At 54.9% G+C, this 19,517-nt stretch carries 23 protein-coding genes; 11 read left to right on the top strand and 12 right to left on the bottom strand.

Annotation, left to right across the window (positions count from 1 at the left end):
- The 6 genes from QZ197_RS04160 to QZ197_RS04135 all read right to left on the bottom strand — a co-directional run.
- A partial coding sequence (locus QZ197_RS04160; protein WP_296430359.1) for a MerR family transcriptional regulator occupies positions 1-200 on the bottom strand: 200 nt, incomplete at its 3' end.
- 3 nt (positions 201-203) lie between these two features.
- Positions 204-506: an integration host factor subunit alpha gene (gene ihfA / locus QZ197_RS04155; protein ID WP_296430356.1), complete on the bottom strand. Its 303-nt coding sequence runs from the start codon at positions 504-506 to the stop codon at positions 204-206.
- 99 nt (positions 507-605) lie between these two features.
- Positions 606-1,577: a beta-ketoacyl-ACP synthase III gene (locus QZ197_RS04150; RefSeq protein ID WP_296430354.1), complete on the bottom strand. Its 972-nt coding sequence runs from the start codon at positions 1,575-1,577 to the stop codon at positions 606-608.
- 2 nt (positions 1,578-1,579) lie between these two features.
- The gene (gene plsX, locus QZ197_RS04145; protein WP_296430351.1) at positions 1,580-2,704 is read right to left on the bottom strand and encodes a phosphate acyltransferase PlsX; all 1,125 of its coding nucleotides are present in this window, start codon (positions 2,702-2,704) and stop codon (positions 1,580-1,582) included.
- A gap of 20 nt (positions 2,705-2,724) precedes the next feature.
- Positions 2,725-2,931 (bottom strand): 50S ribosomal protein L32, encoded by a 207-nt coding sequence (gene rpmF, locus QZ197_RS04140; protein WP_296430349.1) that lies wholly within the window; start codon positions 2,929-2,931, stop codon positions 2,725-2,727.
- A gap of 161 nt (positions 2,932-3,092) precedes the next feature.
- The gene (locus QZ197_RS04135) at positions 3,093-3,614 is read right to left on the bottom strand and encodes a DUF177 domain-containing protein (protein ID WP_296430346.1); all 522 of its coding nucleotides are present in this window, start codon (positions 3,612-3,614) and stop codon (positions 3,093-3,095) included.
- 108 nt (positions 3,615-3,722) lie between these two features.
- On the opposite strand from QZ197_RS04135, the gene bamE reads away from it, so the two are divergent.
- Together bamE and QZ197_RS04125 are read left to right on the top strand one after the other, a co-directional pair.
- Entirely contained in the window at positions 3,723-4,184 is a 462-nt protein-coding gene (gene bamE, locus QZ197_RS04130) for an outer membrane protein assembly factor BamE (RefSeq protein WP_296430343.1), read from the top strand.
- Between the two features lie 37 nt (positions 4,185-4,221).
- Positions 4,222-4,437, top strand: coding sequence for a DUF2805 domain-containing protein (locus tag QZ197_RS04125; protein ID WP_296430341.1), 216 nt, complete (start codon positions 4,222-4,224; stop codon positions 4,435-4,437).
- A gap of 3 nt (positions 4,438-4,440) precedes the next feature.
- Here QZ197_RS04125 and msrB read toward each other — a convergent pair whose 3' ends face one another.
- The gene (msrB, locus tag QZ197_RS04120) at positions 4,441-4,833 is read right to left on the bottom strand and encodes a peptide-methionine (R)-S-oxide reductase MsrB (RefSeq protein ID WP_296430339.1); all 393 of its coding nucleotides are present in this window, start codon (positions 4,831-4,833) and stop codon (positions 4,441-4,443) included.
- A 73-nt stretch (positions 4,834-4,906) separates the two neighbouring features.
- Here msrB and QZ197_RS04115 point away from each other — a divergent pair, with 73 nt between their 5' ends.
- Together QZ197_RS04115 and QZ197_RS04110 are read left to right on the top strand one after the other, a co-directional pair.
- Positions 4,907-5,635, top strand: coding sequence for a GNAT family N-acyltransferase (locus QZ197_RS04115; RefSeq protein WP_296430338.1), 729 nt, complete (start codon positions 4,907-4,909; stop codon positions 5,633-5,635).
- Between the two features lie 8 nt (positions 5,636-5,643).
- A complete protein-coding gene (locus QZ197_RS04110; RefSeq protein WP_296430336.1) occupies positions 5,644-7,455 on the top strand; it encodes an ATP-binding cassette domain-containing protein in 1,812 nt (603 codons plus the stop codon).
- Positions 7,456-7,519: 64 nt separating this feature from the next.
- Here QZ197_RS04110 and mazG read toward each other — a convergent pair whose 3' ends face one another.
- The gene (mazG, locus tag QZ197_RS04105) at positions 7,520-8,338 is read right to left on the bottom strand and encodes a nucleoside triphosphate pyrophosphohydrolase (RefSeq protein WP_296430335.1); all 819 of its coding nucleotides are present in this window, start codon (positions 8,336-8,338) and stop codon (positions 7,520-7,522) included.
- Between the two features lie 63 nt (positions 8,339-8,401).
- On the opposite strand from mazG, the gene QZ197_RS04100 reads away from it, so the two are divergent.
- The 7 genes from QZ197_RS04100 to QZ197_RS04070 all read left to right on the top strand — a co-directional run bounded on the left by QZ197_RS04100 (position 8,402) and on the right by QZ197_RS04070 (position 14,597).
- On the top strand, positions 8,402-9,559 hold the full coding sequence (locus QZ197_RS04100) for a M20 aminoacylase family protein (RefSeq protein ID WP_296430333.1): 1,158 nt from the start codon (positions 8,402-8,404) through the stop codon (positions 9,557-9,559).
- 64 nt (positions 9,560-9,623) lie between these two features.
- Complete coding sequence (gene speB / locus QZ197_RS04095; RefSeq protein ID WP_296430331.1) at positions 9,624-10,592, top strand: agmatinase; 969 nt, start codon at positions 9,624-9,626, stop codon at positions 10,590-10,592.
- Positions 10,592-11,533 (top strand): agmatinase, encoded by a 942-nt coding sequence (speB, locus tag QZ197_RS04090; RefSeq protein WP_296430330.1) that lies wholly within the window; start codon positions 10,592-10,594, stop codon positions 11,531-11,533. The genes speB (QZ197_RS04095) and speB (QZ197_RS04090) overlap by 1 nt, the downstream gene beginning before the upstream one ends.
- Before the next feature lie 14 nt (positions 11,534-11,547).
- Positions 11,548-11,979 carry a DUF1499 domain-containing protein gene (locus QZ197_RS04085; protein ID WP_296430328.1) on the top strand — a complete coding sequence of 144 codons (432 nt, stop codon included), beginning with the start codon at positions 11,548-11,550 and terminating at the stop codon, positions 11,977-11,979.
- A gap of 18 nt (positions 11,980-11,997) precedes the next feature.
- A complete protein-coding gene (prfA, locus tag QZ197_RS04080; protein ID WP_296430326.1) occupies positions 11,998-13,053 on the top strand; it encodes a peptide chain release factor 1 in 1,056 nt (351 codons plus the stop codon).
- Entirely contained in the window at positions 13,050-13,838 is a 789-nt protein-coding gene (gene prmC, locus QZ197_RS04075; RefSeq protein ID WP_296430324.1) for a peptide chain release factor N(5)-glutamine methyltransferase, read from the top strand. Before prfA ends, prmC begins: the two co-directional genes overlap by 4 nt.
- A 222-nt stretch (positions 13,839-14,060) precedes the next feature.
- The gene (locus tag QZ197_RS04070; protein ID WP_296430322.1) at positions 14,061-14,597 is read left to right on the top strand and encodes a DUF4167 domain-containing protein; all 537 of its coding nucleotides are present in this window, start codon (positions 14,061-14,063) and stop codon (positions 14,595-14,597) included.
- A 59-nt stretch (positions 14,598-14,656) separates the two neighbouring features.
- On the opposite strand, the gene rsmA is transcribed toward QZ197_RS04070, so the two are convergent.
- The 4 genes from rsmA to lptD form a co-directional block, all read right to left on the bottom strand.
- A complete protein-coding gene (gene rsmA / locus QZ197_RS04065; protein WP_296430321.1) occupies positions 14,657-15,499 on the bottom strand; it encodes a 16S rRNA (adenine(1518)-N(6)/adenine(1519)-N(6))-dimethyltransferase RsmA in 843 nt (280 codons plus the stop codon).
- Between the two features lie 45 nt (positions 15,500-15,544).
- The gene (gene pdxA / locus QZ197_RS04060; protein WP_296430320.1) at positions 15,545-16,504 is read right to left on the bottom strand and encodes a 4-hydroxythreonine-4-phosphate dehydrogenase PdxA; all 960 of its coding nucleotides are present in this window, start codon (positions 16,502-16,504) and stop codon (positions 15,545-15,547) included.
- Positions 16,504-17,736 (bottom strand): peptidylprolyl isomerase, encoded by a 1,233-nt coding sequence (locus QZ197_RS04055; protein WP_296430319.1) that lies wholly within the window; start codon positions 17,734-17,736, stop codon positions 16,504-16,506. The genes pdxA and QZ197_RS04055 overlap by 1 nt, the downstream gene beginning before the upstream one ends.
- Positions 17,737-17,741: 5 nt before the next feature.
- A partial coding sequence (gene lptD, locus QZ197_RS04050; RefSeq protein WP_296430318.1) for an LPS assembly protein LptD occupies positions 17,742-19,517 on the bottom strand: 1,776 nt, incomplete at its 5' end.

Here is a 19,517-nt window from a genome sequence, read left to right as displayed (position 1 = left end):
AGACCATCTTCATGCAGTAACTTCTTGATACCGCCCAATAAATCCATATCGGCGGGCCGGTAATAGCGTCGTCCACCAGCCCCTTTAACAGGCTTGATCTGGCTGAATTTGCTTTCCCAAAAGCGCAGCACATGGGTGGGTGTATCCAACCATTCGGCAACTTCACTGATTGTACGAAATGCGTCTTTGGCTTTGGCCATAACTTAGCGTTTGTTCCCCGCAGCGACGCGATCTTTCATCAGATGCGACGGACGGAATGTCAGAACGCGGCGGGGGTGGATTGGAACCTCTTCGCCGGTTTTAGGGTTGCGACCCACGCGTGCTGCTTTTTCGCGCACGGAGAAGGTACCAAACGATGAAATCTTGACGGTTTCACCAGAAACAAGACTGTCAGACACGTGACTAAGCACGCTTTCAACCAAATCCGCGCTATCGTTTCTGGAAAGACCAACCTGGCTATGCACTGCATCTGCCAAGTCCATCCGCGTCAAAGTCTTATCCGCCATCTAAGTACCCCTCACATTACAAAAGATCATATGCCGTGCGCAAATTCAGAGTCAATAACAACGGCTTGGCAATCGGTATTCAAGGCAGCTTTGCGCCCTTTACCAGCGGATCACAACCGCGCCCCAGGCCAAACCACCACCAATTGCCTCTGTGACGACCAGATCGCCTTGCTTGATCTGGCCATTTGCGACCCCGACGGACAGGGCAAGGGGAATCGATGCGGCAGAGGTATTGCCATGATCTTGGACTGTCACGATCACCCGCTCCATGCCGACACCCAGTTTTTTGGCTGTGGATTGGATGATGCGGATATTCGCTTGATGGGGGACGATCCAATCGACGTCATCAGCCTCTAGGCCAATTTTCCCCAAAGCGGCATCAGCGGTTTGTGCGAGCTTTTCAACAGCATGGCGAAACAGCTCTTTGCCTTGCATGCGCAGCATACCGCTGTTTTGGGTCGAAACACCGCCATCGACGTAAAGTAGATCTTTGTAGCGACCGTCGGAATTCAAATCGACCGACAGCACACCGCGATCAGCGGTGTTGCCTGTACCGTCTTCAGCTTCAAGGATCAGCGCACCGGCACCATCACCAAACAGCACGCAAGTTGCACGGTCTGTCCAATCCATAATGCGGCTGAATGTTTCCGCACCGATGACCAGCACGCGGTCAGCTTGGCCGGAAACGATAAGGGCGTTTGCATTTGATAGGGCATAGACGAAACCCGCACAAACGGCTTGCACATCAAAGGCATAGCCCGTGGTGTTCCCGATAGCGTTCTGCACCATTGTGGCCGCAGAGGGAAAGGTCAGGTCTGCGGTTGAAGTCGCGACAATGATCGCGTCGATGTCGCTGCCTTCCATGTTTGCCATCTTAAGCGCGGCTTTCGCGGCTTCGGATGCAAGATCGGATGTGGTCTGGCCTTCGGCTGCGAAATGGCGCCGTTCGATGCCAGAGCGGCTTTTGATCCATTCATCTGAGGTTTCAAGGCTTTTTTCAAATTCAGCGTTGGGGACCACACGTTCGGGTAGGTAGTGACCAACCCCTTTTACGACTGCGCGACGCATCATTTCTACTTGCCTGTTTTTGTTTTGAGACCTGGGGTCTCACTTTCCGTTAACGTATCTTGAGCAACTGATGCGGCGGATGCAACCCGTGCGGCAAGTTTATCGGAAAAACCACTTTGCGCCAGGCGGTAACCAAGATGCAACGCTGCGGCAACGCCAGTCGCGTCCGCCGATCCGTGGCTTTTGATGACCGTATGGTTCAAGCCCAAGAAGACACCGCCATTTACGCGACGTGGATCAATCCGTTTGCGCAATCCGCGCAAAGATCCACGTGCGAGCATTGCACCAAGCATAGACCACGGGTTTTTCATCAATGAACTACGGAGCAACTCGCTGATCAGCGTTGCAGTGCCTTCGCCGGTTTTCAGCGCCACATTGCCGGTAAAGCCATCGGTGACAATCACGTCCACTTTGTTGGATGGCAGATCACCGCCTTCGACAAAACCGACATACTCAAAATCACCAAGAACAGCGGCCTTGGCGATCAGTTCGTGCGCGACCTTTAGCTCTGCGCGGCCTTTGTGTTCTTCGGTGCCAACATTGAGCAGGCCAACCCTTGGGTGTTTGATATCAAGGCCATTGCGGGCGTAAGAGGCGCCCATCAACGCATAAGTCAGCAGATCATCCTGATCCGCGCGAATATCCGCACCGGCATCTAGCATCACATTGAAACCAGCAGGATTACGCGATGGCCACAGGCAAGCGATGGCAGGGCGGTTGACGCCTTCTGCCTTGCGCAGACGCAGCATCGACATTGCCATCAATCCGCCCGTATTGCCGCAACTGATAGCAACGGCCGCTTCATCGTTGCGCACGGCTTCGATTGCGGACCACATAGAGGTTTTCTTGCCGTTGCGCAGCACATGGCTGGGCTTGTCGGTCATTTTGACGACTTCTGCAGCATCATGCACTGTGACACGGTCTGCAATTTTGTATTTAGCAATCAAGGCCTGCAACTCGGGTTTGGGGCCGTGCAGGATCGCGCGCGCATCGGTTTCGTCGCTTAGAAACTTTGAAAGGCCCGCAACAACAGTTGCAGGCCCTTGATCGCCGCCCATAGCGTCGACTGAAAGCACTTTGTTTGCAGCATATCCCTGCGTCGGATCGATGTCCTGCTGGGATGATGTCATGCTAAGTGCCTTTGCGTCGCTTATGCTGCGTCTTCGTCGAGGTCGACTTCGGTTTTGTCTGCGATCACTTCGCGTGTCGCATAGTGACCACAAGATGGGCACACGTGGTGCGGACGCTTGAGTTCACCACAGTTGTCACACTCATTTGGGTTCGCTGCAACCAGCGAGTCGTGTGCACGCCGATTATTACGGCGGGATTTGGATACTTTATTCTGCTGGACGGCCATGTCTAACCCTATATTTTAAAGGGCCGAGGCCCAGATTTCCTTGTGTCTGCGGGGGTCCTACGCGATTGTGACAGCCCTGTCGAGACACGATGTAAAAGAGGCGCGAACATACTGCGATTCCGTATATGTGCAACCCTTTTTCCCCACCGCCTAAGGTGCGGCTATTCTTCTTTCTTTTCAAGACTTTCACGCAATGCGCCCAAGCCCGCAAAGGGCTTTGCGTCATCATCGCTCATGGGGGCAATTCCGGGGGCCGTGACGGCAATCTTGCCCAGATCCGCACCAGCGCTGCGCGGATACGAGGGCAGGGCCAGTGACAATGCCTCGATCATCACCTGTGCCAGATCAAGCGTTTCAGGCAGCGGATCAATCGCATCATCTTGCGACATTTCCAACTCTGCAGCGTCAATTTCAGGGATCTCAGCCATATAGGCGCGCGCGATTTCCTCATCAATACGGGTGGTTACCGGATCAAGTGTTACAACGCAGTCTTGGACCACGGTCGCACCCAGCTTTGCCTGCAATGTCCAATCGGACCGGCCTTGCGGGGTCAGTGTGCCTTCGAATTTCAGCTTTTTGATCGCGACAATGCCAAGCGCGTCTGCAATCGCCTTGCGCTCTGGCGCATTAGGCAAAAGGGAAAACGGCGTCGCGCGGCCCGTTGTGAGTTCGGATAAACGCATCTGTGATTGGGGCAGTTGGGTCAAAGCAGCTTTCGATTCTTGAACAGGGGTCTTTGGTACTGTAGTGGGGATAAAAGGCCATGGAGGCCAAGGCAAGAGGGCGCGTTCATGGGTATCAAGTCAGGCAAGCTGCGAAATTCGGTCCTCATGCTAGGATTAGTGGCTGTGACAGGCTGCACGCAAATGGATCGCTTTCACGGGTTCATTCCGCCCGCCGAAGAAATTGCGACATTGCAGGTCGGCCAAACTTCAAAATCAGAGGTAATCACTCTATTTGGCTCTCCGATTTCCGAGCGCGCGCTTGAAAAGAACACGATTTATTATGCCGCGAGCCAGTTCCGCTATTTCGGACCTTTCGCACCACGGTTGGTTGATCGTGAAATCCTCGCCATTGATTTCGACGCTGGCGATGTGATGCGCAATATTACGCGCTACACGATGGAAGACGGGCGGGTCGTTGTATTGGACCGGCGCGTCACCGAGGACGGGATCAACGACGTGACCTTCCTCAGCCAGCTTTTTGCGTCGTTCGGACGGCTTGATGCAGGAACATTCTTGGGCGAGCAATAGGGCTTGTCCTAAGGCGTTTGCCACCTACCTTTGTGTTATGAAGAAAGCCCAAGACTTGCAGCCGGATCACGTTAGCGAAATCGTTCAGATGGCGCTGTCGGATCACGTGAGCTTTGCTGATATTGAACGCGAATATGGCTTAGGTGAAAAACAGGTCAAAGCGTTGATGCGCGATAAGCTGAAAACCGGCAGTTACCGGACATGGCGCAAACGTGTGCGCACCTTTGGTGACAGGCGCGCACACTATAAATAATGCTTATTCTTCAGGCTCGAAGGTCAACGCGACACCGTTGATGCAATAGCGCAGTCCGGTTGGTTTTGGCCCGTCAGGGAACACATGGCCCAGATGCGCCTCACAGCGATTGCAATGCACTTCGGTGCGTTTCATGAAAAAGCTGCGGTCGGTCGTTTCGCCGACCAATTCAGAATCGATGGGTTGGAAAAATGACGGCCAGCCTGTCCCGCTTTCAAATTTTGCGTCTTGTTCAAACAATGGCGCGCCACAGCAAACACACATGTAAGTGCCTGCTTCTTTAGGGAAATCCTCATAGGTGCCAGCACGTTCGGTGCCATGCTTGCGTGTGACCTTGTAAGCCATGTCAGACAGCTGCGCGCGCCACTCGGCGTCCGTTTTGACGATCTTGTCCATATTTTCACCGTTTCTTTCATTGCGTTGCTTTGTAACGTAGGCCGCATAACCCCATTCGCCAAGACGAGGCTTGATGACATTTTTGTTCCACAAAGGCCGCTACGCGGCACGGTTTGCCCAGACGGCTTGCGAATTGCAGGCCTGTCAGCAACTGCGGCACCTTTGTTTCTTCGGAACACAAGGCGTGGATCAAGATGACTTTGACACCGATTGCGAACACTTGATGGTTACAGATACTGTCGGCCGGGTCGTGGCCACAGCACGACTATATCATATGCATGATGGCGCGAGTGTGAACACAAGCTATACCGCGCAATACTATGATTTAGCAAGGATTTCGACGTCGGTTGATCCCATTATTGAGATCGGTCGCTTTTGCATCGCACCTGATGTTCTGGATGCGGATGTATTGCGTGTTGCATGGGGTGCATTAACGAAGACCGTCGATGAAAAAGCTGCGGCGCTGCTCTTTGGCTGCACCAGTTTTGCGGGCATTGATCCCGCACGGTATGGCCGCGCGTTTCACCGTTTGCGCGCGCAACATCTTGGGCCTACGGCGCTGCGACCTTTGCCCCTCACAGATCAGGTGATTCCCTTTGCGGATGCACCACAAAACGGTGCTGATCCGATGCCCCCGCTGCTGCGCACCTATCTGGCGATGGGCGGTTGGGTCAGTGATCACGCGGTAATCGACCATAAAATGAACACGCTACATGTTTTTACGTGCCTAGAGGTCGCATCTGTGCCCCCATCGCGCGCTGCAGCGCTACGTGCTCTTGCAGAAGGAACGCGGCTGTCATAGCAGGCGGTATGGCAAAAGCACCCTTACTCCAGCTCTCTGATATTGGTCTCACCTTTGGTGGGGACCCCGTTTTTGAAGACCTCTCTTTGGTCGTGCAACCGGGCGACCGTGTCGCCTTGGTCGGGCGCAACGGATCAGGCAAATCAACCTTGATGAAAGTCATGGCAGGACTGATGTTGCCCGACAGTGGTACACGCGTGGCAGCCCCGGGCGTGCAAGTCGGCTACATGGAACAAGACCCCACGATGGAAGGGTTCGCAACGCTTGGCGAATATGCCGCGTCCGGCTTGGACCCCGACGAGGCATACAAGGTCGACATGGTCGCGGAAGGTCTGAAATTTGACCCTGATGGCGATGTGAAAACAGCATCGGGGGGTGAACGGCGGCGTGCGGCCTTGGCGAAACTGATGGCCGAAGCGCCGGAATTGATGCTGCTGGACGAGCCGACAAACCACCTTGATATCGAAGCGATTGCTTGGCTTGAACAAGAGCTAAAGCAAACACGCGCAGCGTTTATCATCATCAGCCACGACCGTGCGTTTCTGCGCGCACTCACGCGGGCGACCCTTTGGGTGGATCGCGGTCAGGTGCGCCGCGCCGAAGAAGGTTTCGAAAATTTCGAGGCGTGGCGCGACAAGCTGTGGGAAGAAGAAGACCAGCAGCGCCATAAACTGAATCGCAAAATCAAAGCCGAAGCGCGTTGGGCCGTTGAAGGTATTTCTGCGAGGCGCAAACGCAACCAAGGACGTGTACGCGCGTTGCAAGAACTGCGTGCGGAACGTTCTGCCCAGATCATGCGCCAAGGTACGGCTGCAATGGCGTTTGATGGCGGTGCGGTGTCCGGCAAGAAAGTCGTAGAAGCTTTTGATCTGACCAAGTCTTACGACGGCAAGCAGATCGTCAAGAACTTCAATCTGACAGTCCAACGCGGCGATAGAATCGCTTTTGTCGGCCCGAACGGTGTCGGAAAAACCACGCTGATCAAGATGCTACTGGGGCAGGTCGAACCTGACGAAGGTGAGATTAAACTTGGCACGAACCTTGATATCGCGGTGTTCGACCAATCGCGTGCAGCACTTGATCAGAACATGACGCTTTGGGAAAACCTTGCCAGCGATCCGGTACTGGGTGTGTCTGGCAAGTCCGATCAGGTGATGGTGCGGGGGCAACCGAAACATGTTGTCGGTTACCTTAAGGAATTCCTATTTGACGAAGCCCAAGCGCGCGCGCCTGTCCGCTCGCTTTCGGGCGGTGAAAAAGCACGGCTGTTGCTCGCGCGATTGATGGCGCGTGAAAGCAACCTTTTGATACTGGACGAACCGACAAACGATCTGGACATTGAAACGCTTGATCTTTTGCAAGACATCTTGGGCGAATACGACGGCACCGTATTGCTGGTTAGCCACGACCGTGATTTTCTTGACCGTGTCGCCACCACAACAATTGCGATGGAAGGCAACGGCCAAGCCGTTGTTTATGCAGGCGGTTGGACTGATTACCGCATGCAACGCGGCGGCGATTTCTTTGAAGCCAAGCAAGCCAGCAAGCCGCTGGCCAAGAAAGACAAGAAGTCCGAGAAAAAGGAAACCCAATCGGGTCTGTCATTCACTGAAAAGCACCGCTTGGAAGAACTACCAACTGTGATCGATAAATTGAATGCAGAGATCGGCAAGCTCGAAGAACTGCTGGCCGATCCTGATCTGTTCACACAGCACCCTGTAAAATTCCAGAAAGCAATGGACGCACTGGTCGCACGTCAAAACATGCTGTCAGATGCCGAAGAAGAATGGCTCACACTCGAAGAAAAAGCGGCAAGCTAAGCCTGCTTCTTCTGTTCGAAAATACCTTCGGGGGGCCCTGAAAGGGCGGGGGCAGACAGCCCCCTCAACAGCCCTTTTCTGCGTGCTTCACAGCATCCCAAAGTGCGTCCATTTCGGCCAAATCGCTGTCTGCAGGCTGCTTGCCTTTGGCTTGCAAAGCATCTTCAACCCCTTCAAACCGGCGCGTGAACTTAGCATTTGTGGCCCGCAGTGCAGCCTCTGGATCAATATCAAGGTGGCGCGCAAGGTTTGCGACAACAAACATCAGATCACCAAACTCTTCCTCGACCTCTTTTTGGGTCAGCTTCTCGCGGGCCTCTATCAACTCGGCGGCTTCTTCGACAATTTTGTCGATGACATGCGACGTATCAGGCCAATCAAACCCTACGCGCGCCGCACGCTTTTGTAATTTCACTGCGCGTGTCAAAGCGGGCATGCCCATCGCCACGCCGTCCAGCGTGCGTGCCTGCGCTTTGCCTGCGCGTTCAACCGCTTTGATTTTTTCCCAATCTGCCACCTGTTGTTCAGCAGATTTTTCACGCGATTCGTCGCCAAAAACATGTGGATGACGCGCGACCATCTTGTCGCTGATGGATTTCACCACGCTTTCAAAGGTGAAATGACCCGCTTCAGACCCCATTTGGGTGTGATAAACTGTCTGCAACAACAGGTCCCCCAATTCGCCCTCAAGATCGGCCCAATCGCTGCGCGCAATGGCGTCGGCGACTTCATAGGCTTCTTCGATGGTATAGGGGGCAATGCTTTCGAAATCCTGCTCGATATCCCACGGACAGCCGGACTGCGGATCACGCAGGCGGCGCATGATTTCCAATAGACGTGGCATGCCACCGTCAGGATCGTGAATTAGGGTGTCATCAGGCATTGCGCAGGGCCTCTTGTTGCGGTCAACTGCGACCCTAATCATACCCAAGCCGGAGCGCCAGACATGCCCGTAATCAACCGCATCGCAGATTTCGCAACGGATATGACCGCGTGGCGCAGACACTTGCATATGCATCCGGAATTGCAGTTTGAATGCCATGAAACGGCTAAGTTTGTGGTCAAGATGCTAACGGATTTTGGCGTCGATGAAATTCACGAGGGTATCGCAAAGACAGGCGTTGTAGCGATCATCAACGGCAAGGCTTCCGGGCCGACAATCGGCTTGCGCGCCGATATGGATGCGCTACCGATGCAAGAAGAGACCGGACTGGATTATGCGTCGACAATTCCCGGTAAAATGCATGCGTGCGGCCATGATGGACATACGACTATGCTTTTGGGTGCGGCGCGCTATCTGGCCGAGACCCGCAACTTTGCAGGACGCGTGGCACTGATCTTTCAACCCGCCGAAGAGGGCGGCGGTGGGGGGCAAGTGATGGTCCAAGAAGGCATACTTGATCGTTTTGATATCAAAGAGGTCTATGCTTTGCACAGTGGCCCTGGCGATGCCGCTGGGTCATTTTATACAACACCCGGGCCGATCTTGGCAGCAGCAGACACGATCCACATCTATATCACGGGGGTTGGTGGCCACGGTGCATACCCCTACGAGACCGCTGATCCGGTTATCGCGGCCGTAGGGATCGTGAATGCGATCCAGACGATCGTCAGCCGCAACAACAAGGCCTACGAGGATCTTGTGGTGTCTATAACGCAAATCCACACGGGTTCTGCAGATAACGTTATTCCCGAAAAGGCCTATATTAACGGGACAGTGCGGACTTTGTCGAAATCAACACAAGCGATGGTGCATAAACGTTTGAGCGAGATCGTTGCAGGCTATGCTACGGCCTATAATGTGACAGCTAAATTAGACTACGAATACGGCTACCCTGCAACGATCAACGATCCCGAGAAAACTGCATTTGCAGCGGAAGTAGCGCGCGAAATATCACCGCTGGTAGATGATGCCCGCCAGTACGAGATGGGCGCAGAGGATTTTTCATATATGCTTGAACAGCGCCCCGGTGCTTATGTCTATGTCGGCAATGGCGATAGCGCGGGTCTGCATCATCCGGCCTACGATTTTGACGATGAAGCCGCACCCGCTGGGGCGTCGTATTTTGCACGCCTGATTGAACGCGCATTGCCAGTGGTCTGATGTGCGGTTGGGGCGGGATGCCTCCGGCGGAAGTTTATTTGGGAAAAAAGAAGAGGGGCATCACATGACACTTGATAAGGCGAAAGAGGCAGCTGATGGGGCTTTCACAGCGACATCCAAGCGCGGCCTGTCATATGAGAATGCGTTTTCCGGAGCGACATCGTTTTTGCGTCGAATGTATTCGAAAGACCTGACCGGTTTTGATTTGGCGGTAACTGGCATACCATTTGATCAGGCGGTTACGCACCGCCCCGGGACCCGGTTCGGGCCGCGCGCGATCCGCGAAGCGTCAAGTTTGCAGCCTTTTGATCCGCCATATGGCTGGGACGGGTTTGATCCTTTGGGTGAGTTTGCTATCGCCGATTATGGCGACATGGCTTTTGACTATGCTGATGTTGCAGGCGTGCCGGATTTGGTTCAGGCCCATATCGCTGGGATATTGGCGCAAGGCTGTGGCGCTGTGACTTTGGGTGGCGATCACTTTATTACATTGCCGATTTTGCGCGCTTGCGCTGAAAAATACGGACCGCTATCTGTGGTGCAGTTTGATGCCCACTCTGATCTGTGGCCCGACGACAATATGGCCCGCATTGATCATGGCACGATGATGTACAAGGCGGTCAAGCTGGGATTGGTGGATGTAACCCGCTCTGTTCAGATCGGTATCCGGACAGAATGCGAAGACTACCTTGGCATGCCTTACATTGATGCGCGTACGTGCCATGAAAAGGGGGCCGCTTGGGTGGCCGAACAAATCAAGGACCGTGTTGGCAATCATCCGACCTATGTCACGTTCGATATTGATGCGCTTGATCCCGCCTTTGCGCCGGGAACGGGCACGCCCGTTTGGGGTGGTCTTGCATCTTGGCAGGCCGCATCCATCTTGCGTGATATCGCAGGGATCAACATGGTCGGCGGAGATATCGTCGAAGTTTCGCCCCCCTATGACACCACGGGTGCAACTGCGATAGCAGGCGCGCATGTCGCAATGGAGCTATGTTGTTTAGCGCTATGGAATAAAAGGAAAAAGTGATGGTTAATCAACCTATTTCCGGCAATGATCTGGCCCGTTTTTCTGGCCCTCAATCGTTTATGCGGTTGCCCGAAGTTGCAACGGCGCAGGGCCTTGATGTGGGCTTTATCGGTATTCCGATGGATATTGGCACCTCTTGGCGGTCGGGCACACGGATGGGGCCAAAACAGTTGCGCGAACAATCGGCGATGATCCGGCCCTATAATATCCAGACGGGGGCTGCACCTTTTGATGCACTGCAATGTGCGGACCTAGGTGATGTGGCAATAAATACGTTTTCGTTAAGCGATAGTATTCGCATTATTACAGAGACTTACGCTGCACACCTTAAGCATGATTTCATTCCGATGACTTTGGGCGGCGACCATACGCTGACGCTGCCAGTGCTGCGCGCTATTGCTGCCAAACATGGGCCCGTTGCTTTGGTCCATGTGGATGCCCATGCGGACGTAAATGACGAAATGTTCGGCGAGCGTGAAACTCACGGCACAGTCTTTCGCCGTGCCTATGAGGAAGGGCTTATCACCGCCGATAAAGTCTTTCAGATTGGTTTACGTGGTACCGGCTATACTGCGGATGACTTTAGCGAAGCGGCCGGATGGGGCTTTAACCAATACCTTGCCCCCCAACTTTGGCACAAGTCGCTGACCCCATTGGCCGCTGAAATTAAAGCTAAAATTGGCGATCAACCGTGTTATATCACCTATGACATCGACAGCCTTGATCCCGCCTATGCGCCCGGCACAGGTACGCCCGAGATCGGCGGGCTGACCACGCCACAAGCCATGGAGTTGATCCGCGGTTTGCGCGGGCTCAATATTGTCGGATGTGATCTGGTTGAAGTCTCGCCGCCTTATGACCCCTCTGGTAATACCGCGCTGACGGGGGCCAATCTGATGTTTGAGCTGCTCTCGATCTTGCCCGGTGTGCCTTACCGTTGAGGAAGACTGACATCATGCGTATCTTGATTGGATTGATTGTCGTTCTGGCGGCGCTGATGCTCTATGTCCGGCTTGCGCCGACCGATAGCGCGCTTTGGCACAAGCGACCAATAGCGACAGCACCAACCGATACGCTGACGGCGGGCAGCTTTTTGGCGGCGCGCCAGATTACAGCACCCCCGGCGCAGGTCTTGGAAGCAGTTGAAAAAATCGCCCTTGAAACCCCGCGCACACGTCTTTTGGCAGGCAGCGTCGCGGAAGGCATGATGACATTCCAAACGCGGTCGCGGCTATGGGGCTTTCCGGATCAGACGACGGTTGCGATCGACGGCGATCTCTTGGTGATTTATGGCCGCTTGCGCTTTGGTCAGGCAGATCTTGGGGTCAACAAAGCCCGCGTTGAAAGCTGGCTTACGGCACTTGGCCCCTTGACCGAACCGCTTTGATCCGCCAATCCCATTGCCATGATAGCAGCTGATAAAATTGAACAAATCATCGACCGTTTCCAGTTTCTGGAGGCAAAGATGGCTGATGGCTCTGCGGGAAATGACATCGCTGCATTGGGTAAGGAATATTCCGACCTGCGCCCCGTTGTCGAGACGGTCACAGCCTACAAAGACCTGCTTGCCCAGATCGCAGATGCAAAGGCGATGCTTTCTGATCCAGAGATGAAAGAGCTGGCCGAGATGGAGCTGCCCGATCTGCGCGCAGCCCTTGAAACATCAGAACACGATGTGCAATTGGCCTTGCTGCCCAAAGATAGCGCCGATGGACGTCCTGCACTGCTTGAAATCAGACCTGGAACAGGTGGCGATGAAGCAGGGCTTTTTGCGGCTGATCTATTGCGGATGTATCAAAAATACGCCGAAGGGCAGGGCTGGCGCTTTGAAATCCTAGAACAATCCTTGAGCGAGCTTGGTGGCGTCAAAGAAGTCGTGGCCCGCATCGTCGGCGACGGTGTGTTTGCGAAATTGAAATACGAGAGCGGCGTGCACCGCGTGCAGCGTGTTCCGGAAACCGAAAGCGGCGGGCGTATCCATACCTCTGCTGCCACGGTTGCGGTGCTGCCAGAGGCCGAAGACGTTGATGTGCAAATCAATCCCGGCGATCTGCGCCTTGATACGATGCGCGCGTCTGGGTCTGGCGGTCAGCACGTCAACACGACCGATTCTGCGGTGCGCATATTGCACATCCCAACAGGCATCATCGTTGTCAGCTCCGAGAAATCCCAACACCGCAACCGCGAGATCGCAATGCAGGTTTTGAAAACACGCCTGTTTGATTTGGAACGACAGCGCGTCGATAATGAACGGTCTGCTGATCGTAAAAGCCAAGTGGGGACAGGCGACCGTTCCGAGCGTATTCGCACCTATAACTTTCCCCAGGGGCGCATGACCGATCACCGGATAAACCTGACATTATATTCGCTCAACCAGATTATGCAGGGTGACCTCGAAGAGGTCGTGACCGCATTACAAGCCGATGCGCAAGCGACACTGCTGGCCGAGATGGGCGCGTGACATCGGACGAATTGTTGCGCCAAGGGACCGCGATCCTAGATGCAGCAGGCGTACCTGATCCGGTGCGTGAGGCGCGCATTCTATGGCGTGCAACCCCTGACGAGGATGGTGCAGCGTTTTTAGCAAAGATCGCAAAGCGCGCACAACGGATGCCGCTATCGCATGTGCTTGGCTACCGTGATTTTTACAAACATCGGTTTATCGTGACATCCGATGTACTCGACCCGCGCCCTGATACGGAAACATTGGTTGAAGTGGCGCTGCGGGCACCGTTTACGCGGGTTCTTGATCTTGGCACTGGCAGCGGATGTATCTTGCTGTCGCTACTGGCAGAACGGCCTGCTGCCACTGGCGTTGGCACGGATATATCGCAGGCCGCGTTGGATGTCGCAAAACAGAATGCGGCCGCACTTGGCCTGACGCCGCGCGCAACATTCCTAGCTTCTGACTGGTTTGGCAGCGTGCAAGGGCCATTTGATCTGATCATATCCAACCCGCCTTATATTGCGGTCGATGAAATGAATGATCTGCAACAAGAGGTGCGATTGTTCGAACCTACGGGTGCGTTAACCGATGGCGCAGATGGGTTGTCGGCCTACCGGACCATTGCGCGCGATGCTGCCGAATACTTGACCCCAAACGGGCGCCTGATCTTTGAGATTGGCCCGACCCAAGCGGCTGCAGTGACCGCGATGATCCAAAGCGCAGGCTTTACCAACACGCAAGTGATTCCAGACCTAGATGGCCGCGACCGCGTTGTCGTTGGCAAAAAACCCGCAATTTGAAGCAAACAACTTGGCAAATTTGCGCAATTCGTCAAGATTTACGCAGTTTACACTTGTCTTGGCCCCACCCGACCGCTTATTCAGTATTCATCGACAGGGACGAGGCTCGCCACTGACCCCCCTGAGATTAGTCGCCAATCATCGCAAGGCCACAAAGCGAAACGCGCATTTTGCGTGATATGTGGCCAGAGCAACGACAGCCAAAGGCTTGAAAGCACATCCATGAGATCAACGAAGTCACGGTCGCGGAACAAAAACCGCAATAACCGCCCTACAGGCGGTAGCATCATCAATCGGGTGTTCGATAGCTCTGGTCCAGATGGAAAAGTGCGCGGAACACCGCAGCAAATCATCGAGAAATACACCCAGTTGCACCGCGATGCGATCCTGTCCGGTGACCGTGTTGACGGCGAAAACTTTGCGCAACACGCCGAACATTACACGCGTATGTTAGCCGAAGCACAGCGCGAGGTTGACGCCAAGCGTGAAGAACAAGAAGAACAAAACCGCCAGCGTCAGGTAGAGCGTGATCGCGAGCGTCAGGACCGGATGAAGGCGCAAGAAGATGCGGCAAATGATCCGGCAAATGCCGCGCAACCCGATGTGACCGATGCCACGCCGCAACAGTCCGCACCACGCGACGATGCAGGTTTGGTCGAAACGCCCGAAGAAAAACCACAGCGCCCGCGCAGGCCACGGGCCCCGCGCAAACCGCGTCCGGCACCCGATGAGGGCAGCACGCCAGAGGCCGCAGAATAACAAAAAGCCCTCCGATTTCGGGGGGCTTTTTTTGTGCCAATCACGAGGCCGCGTTTAGGTCAGGATTGATCAAGACTTCGCGCCAAGGCGCAAAATGCTTCCAATTCAACTTGCTCAGCGCGTTCTGTCGGTTTGATCCCGGCACTGCGCAGATGATCCTCAATATCAGGGCTGACTGATTTCAAAGCAGAGCGCAGCATCTTGCGCCGTTGATTGAACGCTGCAGCAACGACCATGTTCAATGTGCCAGGATTTGCCGCGAACCGTGGCGCGGGCAGGGCGGTCAGATGCACAACGGCTGAATTGACTTTGGGTGGCGGGCTGAAAGCCTCTGGCGGAAGCTCCATCACGATCTTGGGATCCGTGCGCCACTGCGATAGCAATGCCAAACGCCCGTACGCTTTGGTACCGGGGGTGGCGACGATACGCTGTGCGACCTCGCGCTGGAACATCAAAGTAAGGCTGTCCCAAAACGGCGGCCAGTCAGGCGGTGTCAACCAGCGCACCAGCAATTCCGTGCCAACATTATAGGGTAGATTAGCCGCAATCTTGATAGGTGGCGTTAAATGCGTCAACGGGTTTACCGTCAGCGCATCACCGTTAATCGCAATCAAACGATCAGGATATGCTGCCGAAATCTCTGCCAGTACAGGCATGCAGCGCGGGTCCTTCTCGATCGCTAAAACGCGGCGTGCACCCTCAGCCAATAGCCCGCGCGTCAATCCACCCGGTCCGGGACCGATCTCGAGCACATCTGCGCCGGATAGATCCCCGGCCAGCCTTGCAATCTTGGCGGTCAGGTTCAAATCCAGCAAGAAATTCTGCCCGAGCGACTTTTTCGCAGCCAGCTCATGCGTTGCAATAACGTCCCGCAACGGAGGTAGATCATCAATCCCGCTCATCGTTTCTTCCGAGCATAAATATCCCCGCCGGAGGCTCCGGTGTTGTCATCCATTCCGTGCATCCGCCATTTGTGCGGCCATGCGAATAGCCGCAATCATCGACGTTGCATCGGCAATACCTTGTCCTGCGATATTGAACGCTGTGCCATGATCCGGCGACGTGCGAATAAACGGCAGGCCGAGTGTCACATTCACACCACCCGAAAAATCCAGCGTCTTGATCGGGATCAGCGCTTGGTCATGGTACATACAAATAGCGACATCATAGTTGGTGCGGGCCGCTTCATGAAACATCGTGTCCGCTGATAAAGGTCCCACGATGTTCATCCCTTGGGCGCGCAGCGCATCCAGAACTGGGGTGATCATCTCGATCTCTTCGTGGCCCATCTTGCCGTCTTCACCGGCATGCGGATTTAGTCCGGCAACTGCAATGCGTGGCTTTGCGATTCCGAAATCGCGGCGCAGTCCGGCATGTGTGATCAGCAGAGTGTCAGTCAAAAGGCTGGCGGTTAACTTGCTTGGCACCTGGGCCAACGGAATATGAATTGTCGCAGGCACAACCCGCAATGCCTCACAGGCAAGCATCATGACGACCTGGTCCGTGCCGGCTAGTGCCGCCAAATATTCTGTGTGGCCGGGGTAGGCAAAATCTGCCCCATCAATCAGTGCGGCCTTATGAATAGGGGCGGTGCAAAGTGCGCGCGCAGCACCAGATTGTACCAGAGCAACCCCGTCGGCGATGGCTGCAATCACGCCTTGCGCATGTACGGGATCGGGTTTGCCTGCAACGGCCACTGCGCCAAAATCACGCGCTAGAACGGTCAGCTTGAATGGATGAATATCTGCAGGGTCTGTCGCGGCATGAAAAGCTGTGCCTTGCGGCAAATGGCGCGGATCACCTATCCACAGCAATGGGATTTCTGACTTGAGTGCCTGCCAAGCGGCTACGGCAATTTCAGGCCCAATCCCTGCCGGTTCGCCACAGCTTATGACAACAGGTTGCATCAGGGGCGAATGTCAGCCGACGCGCGCAGATCAGCGACAAGGGCTGCGGCAAGCGCGTTCAGACGTTGGCTGCGTATCTGATTGCGGATCAATTCGCGATCCGAAGTGCCCGCACCTGCATTATTGCGCGCACAAAGCATCAAAAACACCAACGTTTCACCATTGCTGCGGGTCAGATTATACGAAACCTCTCCTGAATCGAGCCGCGCTAATTCTAGAGCGATATCGTCTGAAATCTCTTCTGGTGCCAACGTCAAGCGGTCCAGAACTTCGGCAGGCTGGTTGCGTGCGACACCATAAAGGTCGTCGCAGGTGTCTACTTGATTGCTGATATCTGCCGCGGCACGTAATGCGCCCTCACTACGACCACCGGGGATATAATAGGCGGCGTATTCAATGCTCAACGGGGCCAATGCCGCGCGCTGTGCTTCGCGTTGCCCGCGCATTTGGAACAAGGCCACACCATTAGGAATATCAATTGGTTCGGTTACTTCACCCGGACGTAGTTCTAACAACAGCTGGCGTATCTGTGGCGGGTAATTGTCGATTGGCAACCACCCCAAACGCCCGCCATTGTCACGCGATGGCAAGGCTGAAACTTGACGTGCGGCGTTTTCGAATTCGCTAAAGGACCGCAGGCGCGAAATCCGGCCCGCAACTTCTTGAACCTGCGCGGCGCGCTCTGGCGGGGCTGCGATGATGATTTCGCTCAGTAGAACTTCAAGCTGCGTACTGGTTGCACCTTGCTGCGCCAACGCACGTTCAATGTCGACATCGGTAATGGTGATTTCGCGGTTAAACCGAGCGCGGATAAAATCGCGCCACATCACGCCGACGCTCACGTAGTCAATAAATGTGCGGGGGGCGACGTTGCGCGCTGCCAAGACTTGACCGAACTCGGGCAAAGTCAGGTTGGCGCGTCCCACAAATTCCTCAAGTGCTAGTTGCAGTTCTGCTTCTGACAACGAACGATTGAAACGGGCCATTTCTTGCTGCTTGAGGCGATCCTCGATCAAGCCTTCACGGGCAATCCGGTCAGTATCACCAGCAGTGTTAAATATCTCAAGCAGACGCTTGCGATCGTCGATTTCAAACTGCGTTACGACGCGGCTGTCGACAGTGATGGCTGTCGCTAACTGGCCTTGCGCGGCCACGTTGGTCGCTCCTAACATCACAGCGCAGCTTAATACCACTGCACCAATTGTACCTAAACGCATCTTCAAACTTTTCATTCGCTTTAATTCCCGCAGCCTGTTGCGATCCCGCCTGCAGCCCGACCGGTTGAAAATCCACCGATAGACCCGCTGAGGCCAAATGTTGTTGTTGGCTCTACCGTACTAGAAGACGTATAGCGGCGCGAGACCGAAACGTCGACGCTCACGCATTCGTTGCGCCATTGCAGGCCCAAACCTGCGCGTACCGGCCTGTCGGCGGCAATATCATAGCGGCCATCTACTGCAATTGCCCACGCATCAGTCACGTCAAATGCCGCGTCCAATGTCCACTCCGAGACATCCTCTGCTCTGTCTTCTGCTGGGTCCGGGCTTTGCCAGACATAGTTTGCAGCAAGCGTTATCCAGTCGTTGCGCCATGCAATGCGACTGTCGGCGACGGTTAATCCGTTGTCTATGTCCCATAAACTGCGCGCATCAAAAACGAAGCCATCTGCAGTCGTGTACTGCCCAGCCAAGAGCCAATCTGACCGGGGTCCGTCCAAGCCAGAGGTTTTAGTGAATTCTGGCTGACTGTCTTGCTTGATGACACGTCCGAAAGTCAGCGCCGACGTGGTCCCGTCTGACCCAAACCGCGACCAGGTGATCCCAACGGCTGCTTGTGGTCCGGTCTGGACTGCATCTTCGCCTGCAAAGCGGGAGGCTGCAAAAAGGTTTGCGCGGTCAAGCTCGCTGCGTGTGCTGTCTTCATTGGGGGCCGTGCCGCCAAAACTGTCCGCCCAACCCAAGTAGACGGTAGGTTCTAGGATATGCGTCGCCCCGAATTCACTGTGCATTCCCAAAGGCCAGCGCAGGGTCACGCCCGCGGCGGGTACCACCCGCAAGTCAGTTTGTGCAAAAGCCGTATCGTCATCGACGAGGTATATATCCGCGCGCGCGCCGGCCTGCGCTGTGATGACAATCCCGCTGTCCAATAGCCAACTGTTTTGCCATGCTGTATCGACTCCGCCACGGGTCACATCGCGGCCGAGGTCACCATCGGTGTTGCTGGGCCGATAGCTTGTATCAAGGCTGAACCTGTAATCAAACGTGCCGCCGATTTCTGGGTTCAAGCGCGCTTCATAGCTGAGATCTGCGATGATCGGGGGCAGGGATGCATTCGTTTCGCCATCACGCAGCGATTCGTAATAAGTGAGGCGGGTCTGGAACAATGTCCGGTCTGTGACCCGCAACAGCGCCAATGCGCTGTCCAGCCGGTCTTTGCTGGAATACCCATAATCCAGTAAATATGCGGGGTCGCTTGAGGTTTCGATGTCGAAATCCAACTGATATCCATCTGACAACTCGAACTGCCCCTCGGCAAAAAAGTAGCTGCGATTTTCATCTATCAATGTGTCGTCGCTGACTGCGCCTTCCAAGAGGATGTTACCTTTGACGAAGGCCTGTCTGTAAGTCAGTTCAAGTGTTTTGGTTTCCGCCGAGACATAGGGTGTCACGGTCAGATCACGGTGGTCGCCCAGTGTGATAAAATACGGTAGTTTGATCCCAGTACCAAGCTGCGTCGTGTTGCGTTGCTGCGGAATTAAGAGACCGGTCGCGCGCGACAGGGATGGGTCTGGCAGGCGCATGCGAGGCAGCCATAAGATCGGCACGCCGCGTATGCGAAATGTCGCATTTTCAAAGTAAAGCTGGCGTTCTTGCGCGTCACGGATCACCCGCTCTGCGCGAATTTCCCACAAGGGCGGACCCGTCCCACAAACGCGGCAAGAGGTTGCAGAAGTCTTATATAGTTGCGAATAGCGGCCTTGTTGTTGATCGATCTGGGCTGCCACCAACTGAAG

Origin of the sequence: Yoonia sp., from assembly GCF_017854415.1 — a bacterium.
GTDB lineage: Bacteria > Pseudomonadota > Alphaproteobacteria > Rhodobacterales > Rhodobacteraceae > Yoonia.
This window is presented reverse-complemented; position numbering and strand designations above follow the sequence as displayed.